Origin of the sequence: Escherichia sp. E13S3, assembly GCF_004212325.1 — a bacterium.
Classification (GTDB): Bacteria; Pseudomonadota; Gammaproteobacteria; order Enterobacterales; family Enterobacteriaceae; genus Escherichia.
Map to the genome: position 1 here is coordinate 191,324 of NZ_RHJR01000004.1, position 24,209 is coordinate 215,532.

The window sequence follows — 24,209 nt, forward strand, 5'->3', positions numbered from 1 at the left end:
ACCAGACTCGAACAAAAATCAGTAATCCAGCGTTATTGAATGCTGATTCGTAACGCTGCCGCCGTCGCAAAAGGACTTAATGTCGCGGTGCCTGCCAGCAACGCGCCTAAAATTGCCAGATACCCGTCCACAGGCAAATGCATCGAAGCCGCGTCCATCGCAGCGGTGGCAAAGATGAGTAAGGGGATGGTGAGTGGTAACACGAGAATGCTGAGTAGCACTCCACCGCGCTTAAGTCCGACCGTCAGCGCCACGCCTGGCGCACCAAGAAAGCCAAGCGTGGGGGTTCCCAACAACAGCGTTAGCGCCATCACTTGCCAACCGTACACGTCCATTCCCAGTAGCAATGCCACCAGTGGTGAGAGAATGAGCAGAGGCAAACCTGTCACCATCCAGTGCGCCATCACCTTCGCCAGCACAACGGCGGGCAAGGGTAATGGCAACAACATCAGTTGTTCAAGACTGCCGTCCTGCAAATCGTCACGAAACAGTCGCTCCAGCGCCAGCAAAGAGGAAAGCAGCGCCGCCACCCAGATAATGCCTGGTGCAATCCTCGCCAGCAATTGCGGCTCCGGACCGATACTAAGTGGAAAAAGGGTAATAACAATCAGGAAGAACCACAGCGGGTTAGCGATTTCGGCGCTATGGCGAAACGCCACGCGCAGCTCAAGACGGAAAATGCGCCAGAACATCATGCGCCCCTTGTATGCGTCAGAGAAATGCGGCGGATTTTACTTTCAGCAACGTTGAGCGGCTGGTGGGTGGTCAGAATCACAATTCCCCCCTGCTCCGTATGCTGCGCCATGCGCTGGGTCAGACGATCGACGCCGTTGACGTCAATCGCGGTAAAAGGTTCGTCGAGGATCCACAACGTAGCGCGGGTCAGCCATAATCGCGCCAGCGCGACGCGGCGTTGTTGCCCGGCAGAGAGCTGGTTTACGGGAATATCTTCGAATCCGGCAAGCCCGGCCTGCGCCAGAGCGTCCAGACATTGTGCGGTATCACCGTCACGGTGATAGAAGTGCAGATTTTCTAACGCCGTCAGCCGGGTTTTAATCCCCGGCTGATGGCCTATCCATAACAGGTTTTGATGGTAGCTGTCGCGTACCTGATGCAAGGGCTGCCCTTGCCAGAGAACCTCACCGGCGTCAGGGCGAGACAACCCAGTCAGCAGACGAAGAAGCGTTGTCTTCCCCGCACCGTTGCTGCCGGTGATTTGTACCCACTCTCCTGCGTTCAGCGTAAATGACAAACCACTAAACAAGGTTCGTTCATCCCGCTCGCAGAGCAATTCTCTGGCTTCAAGCATCCCCACGCAATGACATCCTGTTAAAAACCTGGTTCGACTTCACGCATATCGGGTAGCTTGTGCGCGATCCCTTTATGGCAGTCAATACAGGTTTGCCCATCTTTCACCGCTTGATCGTGCATCTTCGCGGCAACACCTTTCTGGGCGGTTAAATCCATAAACTCGAAGTTGTGACAGTTACGGCACTCCTGCGAATTGTTGTCCTTCATTCGCCGCCACTCATTCTGTGCCATAGTCAGGCGATGAGCTTCGAATTTCTGCGGCGTGTCAATAACGCCCAGAATTTTACCATACAGCTCTTTACTTGCTTTGAGCTTGCGTATCATTTTCGGCACAAACTCGTGCGGAACGTGACAATCCGGACAGGTCGCACGGACGCCGCTACGGTTGTTGTAATGCACGGAATCCATGTATTCCTGATACACCGTGTTGCGCATTTCGTGGCAGCTAATGCAAAACTCTTCAGTGTTAGCTTTTTCCATCCCGGTGTTAAAGCCGCCCCAGAAGACGATGCCGCCAACAAAGCCGATCAACAGCAGCGTCCCCAGCGCCAGACGGCTGGGGGTACGCCACCATTTCCACAGGCGCTTAATCAGACCAGGCTTACGGTCAGAATTTCCCATAATAACCTCTTATTTCCCGTAACCTTTTGATGGGGTAAAGGTATTCCCCACGATTGGCGCGGTATCGGCCTGCGGTACGTGACATTGCAGACAGAAATAACGACGCGGAGCCACTTCTGCGCCCACTTTGCCGTCGCTGTCCATAAAGTGAGTAGGACTGATGCGCGGTGCGCCAGTGGTGCGATAGCTTTCAACACCGTGGCACTGTAAGCAGCGGTTGGTATTGGTCGTTACCTGATAACCTTCAACGCTATGCGGGATCATTGGCGGCTGATTCACATAGTTCAGCGGCATCCGATCCTGCTCTTTTGGCATCCGAATGGCCCCTTCCTGCGTCCCGGATACTTCCGGCGACTGGCTAAAATCGACGCCATTTGCCGCCCAAACCGCGCCGCTCACCACCAGGGCCAGTATCGCCGTCCATTGACACAGCGCTTTCTTCAGGTCATGGCTTTTCATGATTTCGCTCCCGAACTCCATCGTGTAGTTATTGTAAATACATCCTCAGAACAGACATCCACGCAGCGACCGCACGTCATGCAATCGCGGCTGGTGACCTGCACCGGGCTTTGTTCATCCAGCACCGGGGCACGTAGCACATGCGGTTCCGGGCAAACATGAAAACAATCCATACAGCGGTTACATTTCTGCCGATCGGTGGCCGCAACGGTAATCACACCTTTGCTACCCAACACGCCATACAGCGCGCCGACCGGACAAATATGCCCGCACCAGCCGTGTTCAACGACCAGTAGATCAAATAAAAACAGCGCGAGAATAAGCAGCGCGCCGCTGCCGAATCCCATTACCAGGCTACGCCCCATCAGAGATACGGGGTTGATCCATTCCCAGATGAGCGAGCCAGTTAAGGCGGATCCCACCAGAATGACCACCAACAGCACGTAGCGAATGTGGCGAGGGATCGTCGCAGACTGATTGAGATCAAATCGTCTGCGTAACCAGTTTGCTAAATCGGTAATCGGGTTCAGCGGGCAGACCCAGCTGCAAAATAATCGCTTTCCTGCCAGGGCGTAGAGTACGGTGATAATCACCGCACCGATCAGCGCCACCGTGGCAGGCAGATGACCGCTGGCAAGGCTTTGCAGCGTCATCAGCGGATCGGTCAGCGGAACGGTGTCGAATAACAGGCTACTGCTGTAGTTGCCATGCAAGATCCACACACCAAACCACGGGCCGCTCAAAAACATTCCCAGCACGAAGAACTGACAAAGGCGACGCAACACCAGCCAACGGTGACTGCGCCACCAGCCTTTCTTCGCCAGCGCCTCGCGCCCGGCGTCACGTTTACGATTTGCCATTGTTCCCCTCCAGCCAACCGAAGCGGTAATGGTGACCTAACTCCCCTTTCGCCAGTGACAGCGGTAACACCTTGATTGCCGGTTGTTCCAGCACGCATACTTTTTCGCACTTACCGCAACCGGTACAGGCGTCGCTGTGAACCGTCGGCAGAAAACGGGCGTGCTTACCGGTACGCGTGTTGCGCTCCAGCTCCAGAGTGATTGCCTCATCAATTTTCGGGCATTCGCGATAACAAACATCACAGCGCAGCCCCTGAAAGTTGAGACAGTTTTCCTGGTCCACCAACACCGCCAGCCCCATCCGCGCGTCGTCGATCGATTCGATCTCACGATCCAGCGCGCCGCTGGGGCATACTTTGGCGCACGGAACGTCCTCACACATTTCGCAAGGAATATCCCGCGCGACAAAATATGGCGTACCCGCCGACAGACCAGAGGCCAGCGTCGCCAGTTTTAAGGTGTCGTAAGGGCAAGCCTGAACACACTGACCGCAACGCACACAGGCACTGGCAAAGGCGTTCTCGTTTATGGCTCCGGGCGGGCGCAACCGCACGCCTGATGCGCGTGCGGTTTGCTGTTGTAACCCCAGCGCCACACCCACGGCAGCCAGACCGCCTGCTGTGCGAACAACATCACGCAGAAAGCGGCGGCGACCATTTTGAGGTTTCGCTGACCGGGACATAATGGCTTACACCTTCTCCAGTTTGACCGCGCACTTCTTGAAATCCGTCTCTTTCGAGAGCGGATCGGTCGCGTCCAGCGTCAGTTTGTTAACCAGCTGTGCGGCGTCGAAGAACGGCATGTAAACCAGGCCCTGCGGCGGACGGTTACGACCGCGCGTTTCGACAATCGAGATCACTTCGCCACGGCGAGAAACCACTTTCACTTTGTCGCCACGACGCAGATCGCGCGCTTTCGCATCCAGCGGGTGAATAAACAGGACCGCTTCCGGGAAGGCGCGGTGCAGTTCTGGTACACGGCGAGTCATACTGCCGGTGTGCCAGTGCTCCAGAACGCGTCCGGTAGAGAGCCACAGGTCGTACTCTTCATCCGGTGCTTCCGCCGCCGGTTCGAACGGCAGCGCGAAGATCACCGCTTTGCCATCCGGTTTACCGTAGAACTTATAGCCTTCGCCCGCTTTCACGTACGGGTCGTTACCTTCGCTGTAACGCCACTGCGTTTCTTTACCGTTCACCACCGGCCAGCGCAGACCGCGCGCTTTGTGGTAGTCATCGAACGGCGCGAGATCGTGACCGTGACCGCGACCAAACCATGCGTACTCTTCGAACAGCCCTTTTTGCAGATAGAAGCCCAGCTCGCGGGATTCATCGTTCAGCTGATCTTCCGCCAGTTCGGATACCGGGAATTTGCTCACTTCGGGGGTGGCATACAGAACTTCGTACAGCGTTTTGCCACGCAGTTCCGGTTTCTTCGCCAGCAGCTCTTCCGGCCATACTTCTTCAGTTTTGAAGCGGCGGGAGAACTGGACTAACTGCCAGAGATCCGATTTCGCTTCGCCTGGCGCCTGTACCTGCTGACGCCAGAACTGAGTACGGCGTTCGGCGTTACCGTAAGCGCCCTCTTTCTCTACCCACATTGCGGTCGGCAGGATCAAGTCCGCTGCCAGCGCACTGACTGTCGGATACGGATCGGAGACGATGATGAAGTTGCGCGGATCGCGCCAGCCCGGCATACGCTCTTCATTAATGTTCGGCCCGGCCTGCATGTTGTTGGTACACATGGTCCAGTAAACATTCAGCTTGCCGTCTTTCAGCGCACGGTCTTGTGCCACCGCGTGCAGACCGATTTTCGCCGGAATGGTGCCGCTCGGGATATTCCACTTCTTCTCGCAAATATCACGATGTTTCTCGTTAGTCACCACCATGTCCGCAGGCAGACGGTGAGCAAAGGTGCCCACTTCACGCGCAGTACCACACGCGGAAGGCTGCCCGGTCAGGGAGAACGGACCGCAACCCGGCTGGGAAATTTTGCCGGTCAGCAGGTGCAGGTTGTAGACCAGGTTGTTGGCCCACACGCCACGAGTATGCTGGTTGAAGCCCATCGTCCAGTAGGAGATGACTTTCTTGTTCGGATCGGCATACAGCTGCGCCAGTTGTTCTAACTGGTCTTTCGGCACGCCGGTCATTTCAGCGGTTTTTTCCAGCGTATACTCAGCAACGAAGGCTTTGTAATCTTCAAAGCTCATCGGTTCGGAGGCGTCAGAACCCGGATTCTTCGCTGCTTTTTCCAGCGGATGGGTCGGACGTAAACCGTAGCCGATGTCCGTCGTCCCTTTGCGCAGGTTAACGTGCTTGCTGAAGAAGTCCTGATTTATCGCATTGTTTTGAATGATATAGTTGGCGATGTAGTTCAGGATCACCAGGTCAGATTGCGGCGTAAAGATGATGCCGTTATCCGCCAGCTCGAAGCTACGATGCTGGTAGGTAGAAAGCACCGCCACGGTGACGTTCTGGTTAGAGAGACGACGGTTAGTGATGCGCGACCAGAGGATCGGGTGCATCTCCGCCATGTTCGCGCCCCACAGCACAAACGCGTCAGCCTGTTCGATATCGTCATAGCAGCCCATCGGCTCATCCATACCAAAGGTACGCATAAAGCCAACCACCGCCGACGCCATACAGTGACGCGCGTTCGGGTCGATGTTGTTCGAGCGGAAGCCCGCTTTAAACAGCTTGGACGCAGCATAACCTTCCCAGATAGTCCACTGACCAGAACCGAACATACCGATCGATTCCGGCCCTTTTTCTTTCAGGGCGGTTTTGAATTTCTCTTCCATCACATCGAAGGCCTGATCCCAGGTGATTGGGGTGAATTCGCCTTCTTTGTCATATTTACCGTTTTTCATACGCAGAAGCGGCTGCGTCAAACGGTCTTTACCGTACATGATTTTGGGCAGGAAATAGCCCTTAATGCAGTTCAGACCACGGTTAACCGGTGCATCCGGGTCGCCCTGACAGGCCACCACACGCCCCTGCTGCGTTCCGACCAGAACGCCGCAACCGGTACCGCAGAAACGGCACGGCGCTTTATCCCATTTAATGGCTTCCTGCTGACCAACAACGGCGCGGGCAACGCCCGGCACGCTGAGACCGGCAGCCGCCGCAGCGGCCGCAACGGCGTTAGCTTTCATAAAGCTACGACGACTGAGTTTCATGGTGTTTCCTCACCTTGCTCTTCCTGCTGGTGATAAACCAGCGACACCGCCAGCACGCCCTCTACGTTGCGTACTGACTCAATGGTTTGGATCAGCGTTTCGCTGTCTTCTGCTTCCACCACCACAATCAACTGACCGCTCGGCGCGTCGCTGACAGCAACTTCACAGCCGGGAAAGGCGTTCAGTTGGGTGCTGATGTCTGAAATTCGTTCGCTTTTGGCCTGCACGACCAGGCTGCAAACTTGCCAGTTAGTGTGCATGGAGATACTCCGCAGTTATGGCTGATACCGGACAGCTGGCTGCACATGCTCCACATCCGTTGCAAAGTTGGCTATTAAGTTGCGGCTGGTAGATCCCGGAGAGCGTCGGGCGAAAGATAATTGCCATTGGCTCACAGCTATCCTGACAGCGGCGGCATTCAACTGACTGATACGCCAGGCACGCGTCCCCAATGGTGAACTGCAAATCCCAGGCCCTGGTGTGGCGCGGAGAAAATAGCGATTCGGGGCAAGCCTGCGCGCAGGCGTAACAGAAGCTGCACTCGTTATTTTTGAAATTAACGCTCGGATAGCCACCCGCGCCGCGTTGCAGAATGTTGTTTTCACAAGCATTAATACAGGCATCGCAGCGGGTGCAATGGGTCAGAAAATGAGATTCATCACCGGACCAGGGCGGACGGATACCGTTACTGGCTTTGCGCCAGCGACCAGTGAGTATGCCCCGACGGGATGCATCAATCTTCACATTGACCTTCCATCATTAACGCGCTCTGAAAATTGAGAGCGACCAAAGAAACCGCGTAATTAATAAGCCATCTTTATAGGCGCTAAGATATTAAAGGATGTGTCAAAGATGCATACCCCGATCGGGGTAAAACCTGTAGCAGGATCAAAAGAGTGGCGGGAAGGCTGGCAAAAATGGGCTTTTATTCACATTTCAAACGGTTATAAACAATTTTACATAGCGATAAATTCACCAAAGATATTTATCCAGCCTTCGCCATCCATCAGCATATAACTCCAAAAGAGAAGGTAAAGTTGTCTGAATATTCTATGCATTATTCATAAAGCAAATTAATAAATCTGATGAATATGTTAACCTTCAGCGACATCATCGGTGAAAACCTATAAATGAAGAAGGAAAGCAAAAATGAAGACTATTCTACCTGCAGTATTGTTTGCCGCTTTCGCCACAACTTCAGCCTGGGCGGCAGAAAGCGTCCAGCCACTGGAAAAAATCGCCCCTTATCCGCAAGCTGAAAAAGGGATGAAGCGTCAGGTGATTCAGTTAACTCCGCAAGAAGATGAATCTACCCTGAAAGTAGAACTGTTAATCGGTCAGACGCTGGAAGTTGACTGCAATTTGCATCGTCTCGGCGGGAAACTGGAAAGCAAAACGCTGGAAGGCTGGGGCTATGATTATTATGTCTTTGATAAAGTTAGCTCCCCGGTTTCCACGATGATGGCCTGCCCGGATGGCAAAAAAGAGAAGAAATTTGTCACCGCGTATCTGGGCGATGCCGGAATGCTGCGTTACAACAGCAAGCTGCCGATCGTGGTGTATACGCCAGACAATGTAGATGTGAAGTACCGTATCTGGAAGGCGGAAGAGAAGATTGACAACGCGGTAGTTCGCTAAACACAGCGTAACGCCCGTCGGTCGGATAAGGCGGTTACACCGCACCGACATGCAACGCCCGAGCCGGTTGCCTGATGCGACGCTGGCGCGTCTTATCAGGCCTACGCCGCGGTTAAGTGCTGCAACCGCCAGGTCGGATAAGGCGGTTACGCCGCATCCGACATCCAACGTCCGAGCCGGTTGCCTGATGCGACGCTGACGCGTCTTATCAGGCCTACGCCGCGGTTAAGTGCTGCAACCGCCAGGTCGGATAAGGCGGTTACGCCGCATCCGACATCCAACGTCCGAGCCGGTGCCTGATGCGACGCTGACGCGTCTTATCAGGCCTACGCCACATCCGGCATACCATGCCGGATGTGGTACATCATTACAATGCAATATCCGCGACTTCTTTTTGAACGGGTTGCGGTTTCAACTGCGGTTTCGGCGTACTGTCTGCCGCCTGCGGCTTGTCGTATTTCAGCCCCAGCACTTCGCTGGTGTACTGCAACTCACGTTCTGTTGCCGCCACATCACCATTCAGCTTACGTCCATAGGACGGAACGATCGCTTTCAACGTAGCCTGCCATTGCGGGCTGGAAACGCGATCGCCAAATACTTTTTCCAGCAGATTCAACATAATCGGCGCAGCGGTTGACGCCCCTGGCGATGCCCCCAGCAGCGCGGCAATGGTCCCTTGCTGGTCACTGACCACTTCTGTTCCCAGACGCAGTACGCCACCTTTCTCGGCATCACGCTTGATAATCTGCACACGCTGCCCCGCTTGCCACAAACGCCAGTCCTCTTTTTTCGCCTGCGGATAGTACTCTTTCAACGCTTCAAAACGATCCTCTTCACTCAACATCACCTGACTCACCAGATATTTCACCAGATCGAAATTATCCAGCCCGACGTGCATCATCGGCATCACGTTTGACGTTGTGGTGGAACTCATCAGATCCCACAGCGAACCGTTTTTGAGGAATTTGGTTGAGAAAGTAGCAAATGGTCCAAACAGCACTACGCGTTTACCGTCCAGAACACGGGTATCGATATGCGGAACCGACATCGGCGGCGCACCGACAGATGCTTTACCGTAAACCTTCGCCAGATGGTGATTAACCACGTCAGGGTTTTCCGAGACGAGGAACTGACCGCCCACCGGGAAACCAGCGTACTCTTTCGCTTCCGGGATACCGGATTCTTGCAAAAGCTTCAGCGCCGCACCGCCCGCACCGATAAAGACAAATTTCGCGCGAATGTTCTGTACTGTGCCATTTTTCAGATCGGCAATGGTGACGGTCCAGGTGTTGTCGTCATTACGTTTGAGGCCGCGGACTTCGCTACTGAGTTGCAGCGAGAAGTTAGATTTCTTCTGCAAGGAGGCAATTAACTGGCGAGTGATTTCACCATAGTTCACATCGGTGCCGATTTCTGTACGTGTCGCAGCCACTTTCTGCTGCGGATCGCGTCCTTCCATCACGAGTGGCGCCCACTCTTTGATTTGCGCGTGATCTTCGGAGTAACGCATACCGCGGAACAACGAACTTTGTTGCAAGGCCGCGTAACGGGCGCGCAGGAAATTGACGTTATCTTCGCCCCAGACAAAGCTCATGTGCGGAACGGTATTGATAAATGAACGCGGGGTACGCAGCACGCCGCGCTCGACCTGGTGCGCCCAGAACTGGCGGGAAATCTGGAATGCTTCGTTAATGGCGACTGCTTTTTCGATACTGATGCTACCATCGGCGTTTTGCGGGGTGTAGTTCAGTTCCATCAACGCAGAATGCCCGGTTCCGGCGTTGTTCCAGCCGTTCGAACTCTCCTGCGCAACACCTTCCAGGCGCTCCACCATTGTCATCGACCATTCCGGTTCCAGCTCCCGTAAATAGGTCCCCAACGTGGCGCTCATAATGCCGCCGCCAATCAACAGTACATCAGTTTCCTGCTCCTCGGACGCTTTCGCTTTTGCCGCCATCGAAACGGCATTAAGCCCCACGGCCATCGAGAAGAGCATGGCAGTCACTTTTTTCATCTTGTTAATGCCTTACTTTTAGTCGCTTTATTGCAGGTGAGATTTGCGCGGCATCAACGGTAACACTTAAGTAACAACATTTAAATAATGTTTATAAATTATCTTCTAATTTTATAAACATTATAATTTCGTTGATTAATTATAGGGTTATTAGAAACGAAGGGATTTTTTACCTGACGGCAGCAGTCCGCCAGGTAAGAGTCAAAACATTATGCCGTCCGGGCAACGGCATCACGAGAAGCAGCGTCACGCTCTGCGCCCGTCAGCTCGCTAAGTTGCCCGTTGCGCATTTCCAGCAGGCGGTCGGCGTGGATAAAGTAATGGTCATCATGACTGATGGCGAAAATAGTTTTCCCCATCTCCTGCATCAGCGGCAGCAGCACCTGATAAAACTCACGGCGGAAATGTGGATCCTGATCCGCCGCCCATTCATCCAGCAGAATAATATCGCGTTCTTCTGCCAAAGCCAGCAACAGCGCCACGCGTTTTTTCTGCCCTTTCGATAACTTCAGGTTAACAATACGCCCGTTACTTAACTCAAGCTTATGACCCATTTTCAGCTGCGCCAGCCACTTCTCAACCAGTTGCGGGTTAGCAGGTTTGCCCTCCGGCCCCAGCAGTTGATCAAATAACCAGACATCGGTAAACACTGCCGAAAACAGTTTGCGATAATCTTCCGGTTTTTCACCGCTGACAGGCTTGCCATCCAGCAAGATTTCACCATTTTGTGGCTGATACAACCCCGTCAACAACATCGCCAGCGTCGATTTGCCGCTACCATTGCCACCAATCAGAAACAGCAGTTCGCCACGTTTAATGGTGAGGTTAATCGGCCCAACGGAAAACGCGTTATCCTGATAAGCAAACGTAACATTACGCAGCTCAAGCGTTTGCCAGTTGGGAAACGCCTGCGGACGCGGAAACTCCGCTTTGAAAGGTGCGAGCGCGAATTTGTTCAGCTTGTTAAACGCCACCTGCGCCGTCAGCAGCGTCGGCAATGCGCCAACCGCCGAAAGCAGCGGCGTACGCAGGAATAATAGCGTCAACGAATAGGTCGCGGCAACGTTGGTATCAGCCCAACCGAGGCTATTTGCCATCCAGAACACCAGGCCGATAGCGCCCAGCATCATGATGTTTGACCAGTTCACGGCACTAAGATGGAAGGTGTCTGCGCGGATAATATGATGACGATACTCTTGCGCATCAGGGATGTAGAGGTTGTTAAACACATACTCGGCGCGCTCGCGATTCAGCGTCAGCTCTTTGCGCCCTTCCAGCACGGTTTGAAAATCCGTGTACAGCTTGTCTTCGGTTTCACGCAGGGTCGCCATATGTTTATACACCCGCGCCACCAGTACAAAACCGCCCCAGATGGTGACTGCCATCCAGATAGCCGTTACCAGCAACATTTTGCCCGACAGCATCCAGAGATACGCCGCTGAACCGATAGTGAGAATGATCCCCTGCACCAGTTCCGGCAGACGCACAAACGCAATGGTGATATTGCGCACATCGCTGGTTAACCCCGCCAGCAACGAGGCGCTACCAAGTTGTTCGATACGCTCGACGTGGGTATCCAGTATCCGCTTAATAAATTCGCTACGCAGTCGGTAAACGAAGTGATGCCCCAAAGTGGTGAGCGCCAGTTGCGATCCGAGAGTAACTGCCATCAACAGCAGCAATAAACCCAGAAACTCCGGCAACACCAGCAGACTGGTATCCGCCGTTTCGATAAGGCGCTGATTGATAAAAGCAATTAAGCCAATGCCTAATGCCGCACTGGCGAGGCTTAGCGCCATCACACTGATAAATGGCCAGCGATACTGCCGCCAGACAAGTACAAGAAGTTCCATGCAGAAAACCCGGACAATGAATTACAGCCCGCAGTTTAAACATCTCCGCGCGCACAGCAATAATAATTCTTATTTTTATTCTTTTTTACCTGCCTGACGGAAGGTCAGGTTGTAGCGGCAGTCGGCGGTGAGTGGATGAAACCCAGCTTTTAGTGGTTGAATACCGTGATAAAACAGCCGTGATTCTCCGCCCCACACCACCACATCGCCATGTTCCAGCAACAAACGTTTGAGCGGATCATTTCGTTTCAGGCCGCCAAATTGAAAAATCGCGGGTAAGCCCAGAGAAACAGAAACAATCGGCGCGCGCAGATCCGGTTCGTCTTTATCCTGATGCAGCGACAGTTTCGCGCCCGGGGCGTAGCGGTTGATAAGGCAAGCGTCAGGCTGGAAATCGGGATAGCCCGCTGCCGTGGCCGCACGCCGACATAAATCATAAAAACTTTGCGGCATGGCGGGCCACGGTTGATTTGTTTGCGGATCAATGGGCGAATAGAGATAACCTTGCCGATGGGTCGTCCAGCCCAGATGCCCGCAGCTGGTCATCGCCACCGACATGGTATATCCGCCAGGCGTGACCATCTGGCGAAACGGCGACTGGCTGGCAATGCCACTGATATCGTGCATCAGTTGTTCCGCTACGTTAAAAGCAAAACGGCGCAAAATCACCGCGCCGGAAGCCAGCGATTCGTGCCACGGTTCAGCATCGGCAAACAGATCCAACATTACCTCTCCTCATGTTCAGCTTCGCGGCGCAGCAGTTGCGCTTTACGCGACACGCCCCAGCGGTAACCGGAAAGTGTGCCATCACCACGTACTACCCGATGACAAGGGATAATAATAGCTAATCTATTGGCGGCGCAGGCGCTGGCTACGGCGCGAACGGCTTTCGGTTTGCCAATCGCGTTCGCCAGTTGCTGGTAACTCACCGTTTCACCACAAGGTATAGTGCGTAGCGCCTGCCAGACTTGTTGCTGAAAAGCGGTGCCGCGAATATCCAGCGGTAACGTCAGCGGCGTATCGCGGTTATTGAGGCTGGCAATAACCTCACGTATATGTTGCTGAAATATCGGATCCGCCGGCGCGTTGTCAGCGGCAGGAAACATCTGACGGAGTTCGCTGATTAATGTCGCGTCATCGTCGCCCAGCAGAATCGCGCAAATCCCCCGCTCGCTTTCCGCCACCAGGCAACGCCCCAGCTCACAATCAGCCAGCGCATAACGCACTGCCAGGTTTTCGCCACCGTGACGAAACTGTTTAGCCGTCATGCCCAACGTTTCGTCGGCTTTGCGGTAGTAACTGCTGCTGTCTGGGAATCCGGCGTTAAGAATAGACGTAGTCACGCTCTCCCCTTTCGCTAACGACTCGCGTAAGCGACGAGCGCGCCAGGCCTGTTGCCACGCTTTTGGCGTCATTCCGGTGGTGGCTTTAAATAAACGATGCAGATGGAATGGACTCATCGCCACCTGGTCGGCTAAGGCTTCCAGCGTTACCGGTGTTTCCTGTTCCAGCAGTCGACACGCGTGGGTGATTTTATCCAACCGATGCTGCTGGGCGTTGGCTTTATCAGGTTGGCAGCGTTTGCAGGGGCGAAATCCGGCGGCAAGTGCCTCACTGGCATTTGCGTAGAAGGAGACGTTTTCCCGCAAGGCATGTCTGGCTCGGCAAGACGGGCGGCAAAAGATCCCCGTGGTACGCACGGCGAAAACAAATTCGCCGTCGGCGTGTGGGTCGCGGGCTAAGACGGATTGCCAGCGTTGATCGTCAGTTAAGCGTGTGGCGTTTTTCATAATCAGCTCCCTGGTTAAGGATAGCCTTTAGTCTGCCCGGTCACCATCACGCAAAAACCAACAATCTTGCGCTTTAATTTTTTTCGCTCACCAGGAAGCTTTTAAACTGCGGCGACATCCAGGTTTTAAAACTATCACCTTCTTTGGTGATCATATAAACCGCCAGCCCTTCCCGGCGAACGACTTCTTTGGCTTTCTCTGGCCCGAGCACCATCAGACCTGTATCCCAGGCGTCGGCTTCCAGCGCCGTCGGGGCAATCACCGTCACGGACACCAGATTATGTTCAATGGGACGCCCGATTTGCGGATCGATAACATGGGAAAGGCGTTTGCCGTCCAGTTCGTAATAGTTGCGATAACTGCCGGAGGTGCTGATACCGTGGCCGTTGATATCCACCACCGCCTGAACTGCGTTTTCTTTATCGGTTGGTTTTTGAATCGCCACTCGCCACGGCTGGCCTTCACCGTTCATACCACGGCTGTTCAGCGCGCCCCCCACCGACACCAGATAGCGGGAAATACCTTCCTGCTCCATCAAGCGTGCCAGATGATCGGCTGCATAGCCTTCGCCGACGGTGGAGAGATCGACATATAAATCCGGAAGATCTTTTTGCAGGTACTGCTGATGATACTGATTGATGACCGTCAGGTGCTGTAAGCCGGTTTTGGCTTTCATTGCATCAATTTGTTCCTGGCTCGGAATTTGTACCGGTTGTTGTTCCGGGCCAAAGCCCCACAGATTCACCAGTGGCCCGACAGTAATATCCATCGCGCCATCGGTCTTTGCGCCAATACGTAGCGAGGTGGTGATAATATCAGCCATCGCTTCACTTACCGGCCACGGTATCAGGCTTTGCGAGTCGTTAAAGCGCATCAGCGCAGAGTCTTTTTTATAGGTCGAAAGCAGCTGATCGTCAGCGTCCAGCTGGGTCTGAATCTTCTCTTTGAGCTCGGCACTACGTTTTGCATCAATGCTCGGGATGCTGGCACGCCAGAAGGTTCCCATGGTTTTGCCTTCAAGAACAGTCACTTCAGTAGCGTGGGAGTTGGCGGGTTGTGGTTTTTGATCGCAACCGACAAAGAAGAGCGTGGCAGCCAGCAATGCCATGCGGGTAAAGTTTATTTCCATATGTGATTATCCTCATGCGAACGGTCGCAAGAGTACACCAAAAAAACGCGTTTGTACGCTGAAAACAATGAAAAAAGGGCCCGAAGGCCCTTTGTCGATAGAAATCGAAATTAGAACTGGTAAACCAGACCCAGAGCTACGATGTCATCAGTGTTGATGCCAGCAGCGCGGGTGAACTGGTTGTCGTCCAGCAGGTTGATTTTGTAGTCAACGTAGGTGGACATGTTTTTGTTGAAGTAGTAGGTAGCACCAACATCAACATATTTCAGGATATCTTCGTCGTCGTAGTTACGACCAGCAACGACACCCAGGTTTTTACCTTTAGACTGCAGGTATGCTACAGACGGACGCAGACCGAAGTCGAACTGGTACTGAGCAACAGCTTCGAAGTTCTGTGCTTTGTTCGCCCAACCCAGGGAACCTACGCGAGTTGCGTTGTAGGTCTGGGTGTACTGAGCAGCCAGGTAGATGTTGTTAGCGTCGTATTTCAGACCACCAGTGTAGGTTTCAGCACGGTCGCCGTTACCGATGTAAGCAATGCTGTTCTGATCATCAGTACGTTTGGAGCTGGAAACTGCAGCACCGATACCGAAGCCTTCGTAATCATAAGTGATAGAACCGCCGACACCGTCGCCGTTCTGACGCAGAGCGCCACGACCGTTGTTGGTCATGCCTTCGCCGCTTACGCTACCGTTTTTGCCCTGGTACTGAACTGCAAAGTTCAGGCCGTCAACCAGACCGAAGAAGTCGGTGTTACGGTAGGTCGCGAAGCCGTTACCACGCTGCTGCATGAAGTTGTCAGAACCGTAAGTATCGCCACCGAATTCTGGCAGTACGTCGGTCCAGGAAGTTACGTCGTAAACAACGCCGTAGTTACGACCGTAGTCGAAAGAACCGATGTCCTGGAATTTCAGACCAGCAAATGCCACACGGGTCCAGGAGTTGTTTTCGCTTTCCGGAGCGTTGCCCTGGATCTGATATTCCCACTGGCCGTAACCGGTCAGCTGGTCAGTAACCTGAGTTTCACCTTTGAAGCCAAGACGCATGTAGGTCTGGTCGCCATCTACAGACTTGTCGTCAGAGAAATAGTGCAGGCCGTCTACTTTACCGTACAGATCTAATTTGTTGCCGTCTTTGTTGTAAACTTCAGCAGCATTTGCTGCGCCTGCTACCAGCAGAGCTGGGACCAGGAGGGACAGTACTTTAACTTTCATGTTATTAACCCTCTGTTATATGCCTTTATTTGCTTTTTTATGCCACTGCATACTGATTAACCCTCATTAATCAGTCGGCAGGTCCATTCTCCCCAAAAATGCAGAATAATCCAACACGAATATGATACTAAAACTTTTAAGATGTTTCAAATATCCACATAGGTATTTCAAAATGTAAATGTGATGGAACTTTTTCAAATTCTAATGGTTGAGCAAATAACGCACTAAACATCAAGTAAGATTATTTCGACCTTTAAAACAATAACTTAATCTTAAGTCTTTGACCGCACTGAATGTTAAAACAAATTCTTCACTCGCAACTAAAATATCTCTCGCTATCATCATTAACTTTATTTATTACCGTCATTCATTTCTGAATGTCTGTTTACCCCTATTTCAGCCGGATGCATCGCATCCGGTTTTTTTTACCCTTCTTTACACATCTTTTATTTTCCTGTGCTACCGTAGCAAAATTATAACAATCGTTAACTATTTCGTAAAAAACGACAACAATTACCGACAAAATCTATCTGCGCTATTTTCCTGATAATTTTCTCCATGCCTGTGGGTTATTTGTACATTAACAACGCATTTGTACATTTATTTACCGCAGCGCAAAATGTGAAATATCGTCGGCTAATGCCTTAACATCAATCAGGTAAGAGTCTGGAATTTCACACTGTACCCTTTATACTGCCCTATCACTTTGCGAAGTTTTAACAGGTCATAAACACGAATGCGTCAGAAAGAGACAACGGCCACGACCCGCTTTTCACTCCTACCGGGGAGCATTACCCGCTTCTTTTTACTGCTGATCATCGTGTTACTGGTGACGATGGGTGTAATGGTACAAAGCGCCGTTAACGCCTGGCTGAAAGATAAAAGCTACCAGATCGTTGATATTACCCATGCCATACAAAAGCGTGTCGATACATGGCGTTATGTGACCTGGCAAATCTACGACAACATTGCCGCGACGGCCTCTACCACCTCCAGCGAAGGGTTGCAGGAGACGCGCCTGAAACAGGATGTCTATTATCTGGAAAAACCGCGCCGCAAAACGGAAGCCCTGATCTTTGGTTCCCACGACAACTCAACGCTTGAAATGACCCAAAGAATGTCCACTTATCTGGACACATTATGGGGCGCAGAGAATGTTCCATGGTCGATGTACTATCTGAACGGCCAGGATAACAGCCTGGTTTTGATCTCCACCCTACCGCTAAAAGATCTCACCTCGGGATTTAAAGAGTCGACCGTCAGTGACATTGTTGATTCTCGTCGCGCAGAGATGTTGCAACAGGCCAACGCCCTGGATGAACGCGAAAGTTTTTCTAACCTGCGCCGCCTGGCCTGGCAGAACGGCCATTATTTTACCCTGCGCACCACCTTTAACCAGCCGGGGCATCTGGCGACGGTAGTCGCTTTTGATCTGCCTATTAATGATTTGATCCCGCCGGGGATGCCGCTGGATAGTTTCCGTCTGGAGCCAGACGCGACAGCTGCGGGAACCAATAATAATGAGAAAGAAGCCACGGATAGCGTCAGTATCCACTTTAATAGTTCGAAGATTGAAATCTCTTCGGCGCTAAACTCCACGGATATGCGTCTGGTCTGGCAGGTTCCTTATGGCACATTGCTGCTGGATACGTTGCAAAACATTCTCCTGCCGCTGCTGCTGAACATCGGTTTGCTGGCGCTGGCGCTGTTTGGCTATACCACCTTCCGCCATTTCTCTGGCCGCACCACCGAAAGCGTACCCAGCACGGCAGTGAACAATGAACTGCGCGTTTTGCGGGCCATCAATGAAGAGATCGTGTCACTGCTGCCGCTCGGCCTGCTGGTTCACGATCAGGAATCGAATCGCACAGTAATAAGCAACAAAATTGCCGACCACCTGCTGCCGCATTTGAATCTGCAAAACATCACCACTATGGCAGAACAGCATCAGGGCATCATTCAGGCGACGATCAATAACGAACTGTATGAGATCCGTATGTTCCGCAGCCAGGTCGCGCCGCGTACACAAATCTTCATTATTCGCGATCAAGATCGCGAAGTACTGGTGAACAAGAAACTCAAGCAGGCGCAGCGTCTGTACGAGAAAAATCAGCAAGGCCGGATGGCCTTTATGAAAAATATTGGCGATGCACTAAAAGAACCAGCACGCTCCCTGGCGGCAAGCGCAGCCAAACTCAACACACCGGAAAGCAAACAACTGGCGAATCAGGCTGATGTGCTGGTGCGCCTGGTCGATGAAATCCAGTTAGCAAATATGCTTGCCGACGATAGCTGGAAAAGCGAGAGCGAGCTTTTCTCCGTGCAGGATTTAATTGATGAAGTCGTGCCTTCCGTGTTGCCAGCCATCAAGCGTAAAGGTTTGCAGCTATTGATTAACAATCATCTAAAAGCACACGATATGCGCTGCGGCGATCGCGATGCCCTACGCCGTATTTTGCTGTTACTGATGCAATATGCTGTCACCTCAACGCAAATGGGGAAAATTACCCTTGAGGTTGACCAGGACGAATCTTCCGAAGAACGTCTGACTTTCCGCATTCTGGACACCGGAGATGGCATAAGCATTCATGAAATGGATAATTTGCACTTCCCGTTCATCAACCAGACCCAAAGCGATCGCTACGGTAAGGCGGATCCGTTAGCATTCTGGTTGAGCGATCAACTGGCGCGTAAGCTAGGCGGTCATTTAAACATCAAAACGCGCGACGAGCTTGGTACACGTTATTCCGTGCATATCAAAATGCCCACTGCGGAACCGGAAGTAGAAGAGGAAGAAGAGCGTTTACTGGATGATGTTAGCGTGATGATGGACATAACTTCCGCAGAAATTCGGAATATTGTCACTCGCCAGTTAGAAAATTGGGGGGCAACCTGCATCACACCGGATGAAAGATTAATTAGTCAAGATTATGATATCTTTTTAACGGATAATCCGTCTAATCTTACTGCCTCTGGCTTGCTTTTAAGCGATGATGAGTCTGGCGTACGGGAAATTGGACCTGGTCAATTGTGCGTCAACTTCAATATGAGCAACGCTATGCAGGAAGCGGTCTTACAATTGATCGAAGTGCAACTAGCGCAGGAAGAGGTGACAGAATCGCCTCTGGGCGGAGATGAAAATGCACAACTCCATGCCAGCGGCTATTATGCGCTCTTTGTAGACACAGTACCGGATGATGTTAAGAGGCTATATACTGAGGCAGCAACCAGTGACTTTGCTGCGTTAGCCCAAACGGCTCATCGTCTGAAAGGCGTGTTTGCCATGCTTAATCTGGTACCCGGCAAGCAGTTATGTGAAACGCTGGAACATCTTATTCGCGAGAAGGATGTCCCAGGAATAGAAAAATACATCAGCGACATTGACAGCTATGTCAAGAGCTTGCTGTAGCAAGGTAGCCTATTACATGAACAATATGAACGTAATTATTGCTGATGACCATCCGATAGTCTTGTTCGGTATTCGCAAATCACTTGAGCAAATCGAGTGGGTGAATGTTGTCGGCGAATTTGAGGACTCTACAGCACTGATCAATAACCTGCCGAAGCTGGATGCGCATGTTTTGATTACCGATCTCTCCATGCCAGGCGATAAATACGGCGATGGCATAACCTTAATCAAGTACATCAAGCGCCACTTCCCAAGTTTGTCGATTATTGTTCTGACCATGAACAACAACCCGGCTATTCTTAGCGCGGTACTGGACCTGGATATCGAAGGGATCGTTCTGAAACAAGGCGCGCCGACCGACCTGCCGAAAGCCCTCGCCGCGCTACAAAAAGGTAAGAAATTTACTCCGGAAAGCGTTTCTCGGCTGTTAGAGAAAATCAGTGCTGGCGGTTACGGTGACAAGCGCCTCTCACCAAAAGAGAGTGAAGTTCTGCGCCTGTTTGCCGAAGGCTTCCTGGTTACCGAGATTGCTAAAAAGCTGAACCGAAGCATTAAAACCATCAGTAGCCAGAAAAAATCCGCAATGATGAAGCTGGGTGTCGAGAACGATATCGCTCTGTTGAATTATCTCTCTTCTGTGACGTTAAGTCCGGCGGATAAAGAGTAATCTCCCGACAGGCCAGATAAGCACCGACCGCCGGATGCGGCGTAAACGCCTTATCCGGCCTACAAATTCCATTATTTCAATGGATTACAATAATGTAGGCCAGATAAGACGCGTCAGCGTCGCATCTGGCATTTGCACCGATTACCGGATGCAGCGTAAACGCCTTATCCGGTCTACGATTCCCGCGCTTTCCTGACCCTCTCCGCATACATCGTCAGCGTCTGTTTGATGACATCCAACGTCACTGGCTTAGACAGACAGCTATCCATACCGGACTCCAGACACCGCTGTTTCTCTTCAGCCAACGCATTGGCCGTTACCCCTATTACCGGCAACGTCAGTCCCAACTGGCGGATACGTTGCGTTAACCGGTAACCATCCATATTCGGCATGTTGACATCACTTAGCACTATATCAATGTGATTCTTACTAAGGACATTAAGTGCATCAACACCATCATTCGCCGTCTTACACTGATAGCCCAACGATCCAAGCTGATCGGCCAACAGACGACGGTTAATTGGATGATCGTCCACGACCAGAATCATCATATCGTCGTTATTGCTGACCACTTTGTCGGTCGACGGCAGAGAGTTAGCAGGATCGTCACTCTCCATTTCTATCAGATAGATGCGCGCCAGCAATGCCGGTAGCTCGTGCGGGGCTGCCACACTGTGTACCCATTCACCAGGCGCTTTCTCCAGAGGGATACCGATATGGCGACGACAGAAAGTCACAACCGCCCTGCCCTGCCATTTTTTACTCACCACATCATCGGTGATCAACACATCTTCGGGAGTCGGTTCCTGCCCTTCGTATGTTGCAACGACTATGCCGCTACGCTGCAAACTGGTTTCCAGGAACTGACAGAGCGACGCATTGCGTACCGCCAGCCAGCAACGTTTACCCGTTAATCCTTCGACACCTTTTTTCTGCGGATACTGCGCGCCATACAGTGGAATACGCACCGCAAACTGGCTGCCCATTCCCGGTTCAGAATCCACCGAGATGTCACCGTCCATCATGCTGATCAGTTTTTCACAAATCGCCAGCCCCAGACCAGTACCCTGGAAGTTACGCTGTACGCCCGTCCCTACCTGGAAGAATGGATCAAATAACCGCACCACTTCTTTAGCTGGAATGCCCACCCCGGTATCGCGTACGCGAATAGAAAGATAATCACCATCAACGCGAACATGCAGAACAATGCAGCCGGTATCGGTAAATTTAATAGCATTACTCAACAGGTTGGAGATCACCTGCTGTAAGCGCATTGGGTCGCCATTGAGCGCCATCGGTACATCTGGCTCAATAAAACAGTACAAACCAAGTTGCTTGCGTACCACCAGCGGCAAATAGTTGGCGGTGATGTGGTTCATGACTTCGCGCGGTGAAAACTCGCGTGGTTCGATTTTCAACTGTTCCGATTCAATCTTCGAGAAATCGAGAATGTCGCTAATAATTTTCAATAACAGGCTGGAAGAGTTATTCATTGCCGTCACCAGACGGTCAACACCTTTTGGTAACTCTTTGGTTTGTAATAGATCCAGGTTGCCGATAATGCCATACAGCGGTGTTCGCAGTTCGTGGCTGACGGTTGCAAGGAACATCGATTTTGACTGGCTCGCCTGTTCTGCTGCCTGCGCCATTTCTTGCAGCGACTCTTCCATCTTCACACGTGAAGACACATCGACCAGTACGCAAATTGCCACGTTTTCATTACGATAGCGCGAATGAACAAAGCTGATTTGCAGGTTGGTATTGTTACTGGTAAGGACATCGACAAAATTGACCTGCTGGCCACAAATAATTTGCGTCAGCCGTTGGCGATCCTCATGCGTAAGCATGTTGAGATAGGTATGCGCCAGTTCGTTACTCAAAATATTAACGCCATCGACAGTTCGCAAAATGCAGATCCCCACAGGCGCAGAGGCGACTATCTTGCGGTTAAACTGCTCATGCTCTTCCAGTCGCTGGGCGTCACTTTCCGCCGGAATAAAAATACGTCGCTCATACATCCGTGCGAGGGTAAACAATGCAGCACCCGCAATCACGTTAAGCAAAATCGCGTTAAGTATCAACATGCGAATACGTTCCAGCACCTGATCAACAGGCACGGAATAGACAATACTTAACGAAGACGGCGGTAGATTTTTTTTCAGCACCAGCTCACGGAAACCTGGCGTATAGCCAAACCAGGATCGCTCCTGCATCCAACGCGGTTCGGCTTTAATCTTACTTTCCGGTCCGGTCAGCGAAATCAGGGTATGGCCATTTTCATCAAGAATGGTGACGCCCATCGGCAACGTCCCCGGCAGGAAGAAGTTCTCCATCCGAATTGTCTGTTCTACGCCTAAAAGCGCTTGCAAACGGTTTGCCAGATAAACCGGCGTCAGCGCGTAGAAATATCCCACCCCAGGACGCGGCCCTTCACTGATCCAGAAAAGGTTACTGCCACTGTCATCCTGTGGCGCGTTACGATATTTGTTAATGCGTTCATGCAGGGCTTTCAGAGCGGTGTCACGTTCGACGGGCATATCACGCAGGCCAAAGTTAGCCATACAGAGGTTATCGCTGCCGATTAAAAACACGCGGTTGAGATCGTAAGCCGCAGAGAAATTATCGCGCCAGTAGCGCATAAACCACGCCAGTGACTCCAGGGAGCCTCGCCAGGTGTTGCTCATTGCGGAACAATCGGAATCAGCAAACAACGGTTCGAAAACCGGCACATCCGCTTGCGTTTCACGCCCACGCGGAGAAAGCACGCCGTTTTCCACGGATAAGCGATTTTCAGCAATGTACTTCAGCTCTTTCATGACATCAGAGGTGCGCTGAATAAACCGCTGAGCCTGATCGGAGCTCAGATTAAATTCCTGACGAATCTCAGATTCTCGTTGATGTAAAGCGTTGACGATGTAAAACACTGATGAAAAAGCAATCAATAGCCAGATCAATAACGCCAGCGCTCTGAACATGTAGCGCGAGACTTTCAGGGTTGTGCGAAAAGAAGCAAGGTATTTCAAAGGGGCGAAGCTCCGCCTCAGGTGACCGATGGAGTGTGGTTAAGGTAGCGGTAAAAGCGTGTCACCGCAATGTTCCGTCATCATTGCAACAGTATGTATCGTTTAGAGACCATTGCCTTAACCCCAGAAGCCGGAACAAATAGAAAGATTTCAGAAGACACAATATGAAATGACCATTCTGCCGACACTTGTGAATGGTTATATCCTGGAGTCGGCTGGTCGCCCAGCAGTCTTGTCTGAAAAAAGAGTGCCGGGCTGCGGGGGCATTTTACCAGTCAAAACTTTTCACCAGCGTTAGTTCACCTGCATTACGCATCGGTACAATAAATGTTTCCTGTTTCTCATTGACCGATCCTTCATCGGTAATCAGTGTCAGTTTGGCCGTGGTTAATTCCGTTTCACTGCGCCCGCCGAAGTAGTTGATATACACCTGATAGCGCCCGTGAACTGGCGCTGGCATGGCGAAAATCTCGGGTCCGTATCCCGTCGTGACATCCATATCCAGTGCGCCACTGTTTTTCAGCACGGTGTTACCGTACCAGGCGTGTTCGCCATCGGGTGTAACAACGTGAAGATCGAGGTCAGTATTGTCCGTATCCCACGAGAGAACCAGCCGTAAACGCGCGCGAATTGCTCCAGCGCCCGGCGTTGAGTAAAACTGCATTTTTTGTCGGCTTTGCCCATCTGGGCTGATGACCTGCACGCTGTTGCTGCCCTCCGTGAAAATATAAGGGCGTGCAAATGAACCATCGGATTCAATTCTCTGCGGCATACTGGCACCGTTGACCACCAGTCGCCCCTGCTGGACTTTACCCGCCGCAGCATAATTTTTTATTTTGCCGCGGATTTGCGCAGAGATATTTTGATCATCAGCCATGTTGACAGATGACGCGGGGTAATTGATCGACTGTGAAAAACTGGCATCTTCGCCCTCTGCCGGATGCCAGCCAGAGAGCGGTGCATCAATCTCGACTTCCTGCACACCTTCACTGTGAGCGACAGGCGAAAGCGCCACCAGTAACAACGGAAGAAAAATCTTTCGCATA

General features: G+C 52.0%; 21 protein-coding genes. 4 read left to right on the forward strand and 17 right to left on the reverse strand.

What is annotated here, in order from left to right; translation table 11 throughout:
• Window positions 1-32 precede the first annotated feature (32 nt).
• The 9 genes from ccmB to napF are packed head-to-tail and all read right to left on the reverse strand — an operon-like array spanning window position 33 to window position 7,170.
• On the reverse strand, window positions 33-695 hold the full coding sequence (gene ccmB, locus D9597_RS06225; protein WP_000971724.1) for a heme exporter protein CcmB: 663 nt from the start codon (window positions 693-695) through the stop codon (window positions 33-35).
• On the reverse strand, window positions 692-1,315 hold the full coding sequence (gene ccmA, locus D9597_RS06230; protein WP_214678548.1) for a cytochrome c biogenesis heme-transporting ATPase CcmA: 624 nt from the start codon (window positions 1,313-1,315) through the stop codon (window positions 692-694). The genes ccmB and ccmA overlap by 4 nt, the downstream gene beginning before the upstream one ends.
• A 14-nt stretch (window positions 1,316-1,329) precedes the next feature.
• Entirely contained in the window at window positions 1,330-1,932 is a 603-nt protein-coding gene (napC, locus tag D9597_RS06235) for a cytochrome c-type protein NapC (protein ID WP_130207128.1), read from the reverse strand.
• A gap of 9 nt (window positions 1,933-1,941) precedes the next feature.
• Window positions 1,942-2,391, reverse strand: coding sequence for a nitrate reductase cytochrome c-type subunit (gene napB, locus D9597_RS06240; protein ID WP_130221899.1), 450 nt, complete (start codon window positions 2,389-2,391; stop codon window positions 1,942-1,944).
• Window positions 2,388-3,251 carry a quinol dehydrogenase ferredoxin subunit NapH gene (gene napH, locus D9597_RS06245; protein WP_130221900.1) on the reverse strand — a complete coding sequence of 288 codons (864 nt, stop codon included), beginning with the start codon at window positions 3,249-3,251 and terminating at the stop codon, window positions 2,388-2,390. The genes napB and napH overlap by 4 nt, the downstream gene beginning before the upstream one ends.
• Window positions 3,238-3,933, reverse strand: coding sequence for a ferredoxin-type protein NapG (gene napG, locus D9597_RS06250; RefSeq protein ID WP_000091300.1), 696 nt, complete (start codon window positions 3,931-3,933; stop codon window positions 3,238-3,240). The genes napH and napG overlap by 14 nt, the downstream gene beginning before the upstream one ends.
• Before the next feature lie 6 nt (window positions 3,934-3,939).
• The gene (gene napA / locus D9597_RS06255) at window positions 3,940-6,426 is read right to left on the reverse strand and encodes a periplasmic nitrate reductase subunit alpha (RefSeq protein WP_112914122.1); all 2,487 of its coding nucleotides are present in this window, start codon (window positions 6,424-6,426) and stop codon (window positions 3,940-3,942) included.
• The gene (gene napD, locus D9597_RS06260; protein ID WP_000557378.1) at window positions 6,423-6,686 is read right to left on the reverse strand and encodes a chaperone NapD; all 264 of its coding nucleotides are present in this window, start codon (window positions 6,684-6,686) and stop codon (window positions 6,423-6,425) included. The genes napA and napD overlap by 4 nt, the downstream gene beginning before the upstream one ends.
• The gene (napF, locus tag D9597_RS06265; protein WP_000686723.1) at window positions 6,676-7,170 is read right to left on the reverse strand and encodes a ferredoxin-type protein NapF; all 495 of its coding nucleotides are present in this window, start codon (window positions 7,168-7,170) and stop codon (window positions 6,676-6,678) included. The genes napD and napF overlap by 11 nt, the downstream gene beginning before the upstream one ends.
• Before the next feature lie 108 nt (window positions 7,171-7,278).
• Here napF and D9597_RS23510 point away from each other — a divergent pair, with 108 nt between their 5' ends.
• Both D9597_RS23510 and eco read left to right on the forward strand, forming a co-directional pair.
• The gene (locus tag D9597_RS23510; protein ID WP_276319961.1) at window positions 7,279-7,443 is read left to right on the forward strand and encodes a hypothetical protein; all 165 of its coding nucleotides are present in this window, start codon (window positions 7,279-7,281) and stop codon (window positions 7,441-7,443) included.
• 132 nt (window positions 7,444-7,575) lie between these two features.
• A complete protein-coding gene (gene eco / locus D9597_RS06270) occupies window positions 7,576-8,064 on the forward strand; it encodes a serine protease inhibitor ecotin (protein WP_000849212.1) in 489 nt (162 codons plus the stop codon).
• A 367-nt stretch (window positions 8,065-8,431) separates the two neighbouring features.
• Here eco and mqo read toward each other — a convergent pair whose 3' ends face one another.
• From mqo to ompC, 6 genes are all read right to left on the reverse strand, one after another.
• Window positions 8,432-10,078 (reverse strand): malate dehydrogenase (quinone), encoded by a 1,647-nt coding sequence (gene mqo / locus D9597_RS06275; protein WP_130221901.1) that lies wholly within the window; start codon window positions 10,076-10,078, stop codon window positions 8,432-8,434.
• A gap of 209 nt (window positions 10,079-10,287) precedes the next feature.
• The gene (yojI, locus tag D9597_RS06280) at window positions 10,288-11,931 is read right to left on the reverse strand and encodes a microcin J25 efflux ABC transporter YojI (protein ID WP_130221902.1); all 1,644 of its coding nucleotides are present in this window, start codon (window positions 11,929-11,931) and stop codon (window positions 10,288-10,290) included.
• Window positions 11,932-12,006: 75 nt separating this feature from the next.
• A complete protein-coding gene (gene alkB, locus D9597_RS06285; protein WP_130221903.1) occupies window positions 12,007-12,657 on the reverse strand; it encodes a DNA oxidative demethylase AlkB in 651 nt (216 codons plus the stop codon).
• Complete coding sequence (ada, locus tag D9597_RS06290; protein WP_130221904.1) at window positions 12,657-13,721, reverse strand: bifunctional DNA-binding transcriptional regulator/O6-methylguanine-DNA methyltransferase Ada; 1,065 nt, start codon at window positions 13,719-13,721, stop codon at window positions 12,657-12,659. Before ada ends, alkB begins: the two co-directional genes overlap by 1 nt.
• A 73-nt stretch (window positions 13,722-13,794) precedes the next feature.
• Window positions 13,795-14,850, reverse strand: coding sequence for an FAD:protein FMN transferase ApbE (gene apbE / locus D9597_RS06295; RefSeq protein WP_130221905.1), 1,056 nt, complete (start codon window positions 14,848-14,850; stop codon window positions 13,795-13,797).
• Between the two features lie 110 nt (window positions 14,851-14,960).
• Window positions 14,961-16,064, reverse strand: coding sequence for a porin OmpC (ompC, locus tag D9597_RS06300; protein ID WP_130207146.1), 1,104 nt, complete (start codon window positions 16,062-16,064; stop codon window positions 14,961-14,963).
• A 736-nt stretch (window positions 16,065-16,800) separates the two neighbouring features.
• On the opposite strand from ompC, the gene rcsD reads away from it, so the two are divergent.
• Window positions 16,801-19,473 carry a phosphotransferase RcsD gene (gene rcsD / locus D9597_RS06305; protein ID WP_130217062.1) on the forward strand — a complete coding sequence of 891 codons (2,673 nt, stop codon included), beginning with the start codon at window positions 16,801-16,803 and terminating at the stop codon, window positions 19,471-19,473.
• 16 nt (window positions 19,474-19,489) lie between these two features.
• Entirely contained in the window at window positions 19,490-20,140 is a 651-nt protein-coding gene (rcsB, locus tag D9597_RS06310; protein ID WP_042290573.1) for a response regulator transcription factor RcsB, read from the forward strand.
• Window positions 20,141-20,313: 173 nt separating this feature from the next.
• Here rcsB and rcsC read toward each other — a convergent pair whose 3' ends face one another.
• Both rcsC and D9597_RS06320 read right to left on the reverse strand, forming a co-directional pair.
• Window positions 20,314-23,163 (reverse strand): two-component system sensor histidine kinase RcsC, encoded by a 2,850-nt coding sequence (gene rcsC / locus D9597_RS06315; RefSeq protein WP_130221906.1) that lies wholly within the window; start codon window positions 23,161-23,163, stop codon window positions 20,314-20,316.
• Window positions 23,164-23,431: 268 nt separating this feature from the next.
• Complete coding sequence (locus D9597_RS06320; protein WP_130221907.1) at window positions 23,432-24,208, reverse strand: YfaP family protein; 777 nt, start codon at window positions 24,206-24,208, stop codon at window positions 23,432-23,434.
• Between the last annotated feature and the right edge of the window lies 1 nt (window position 24,209).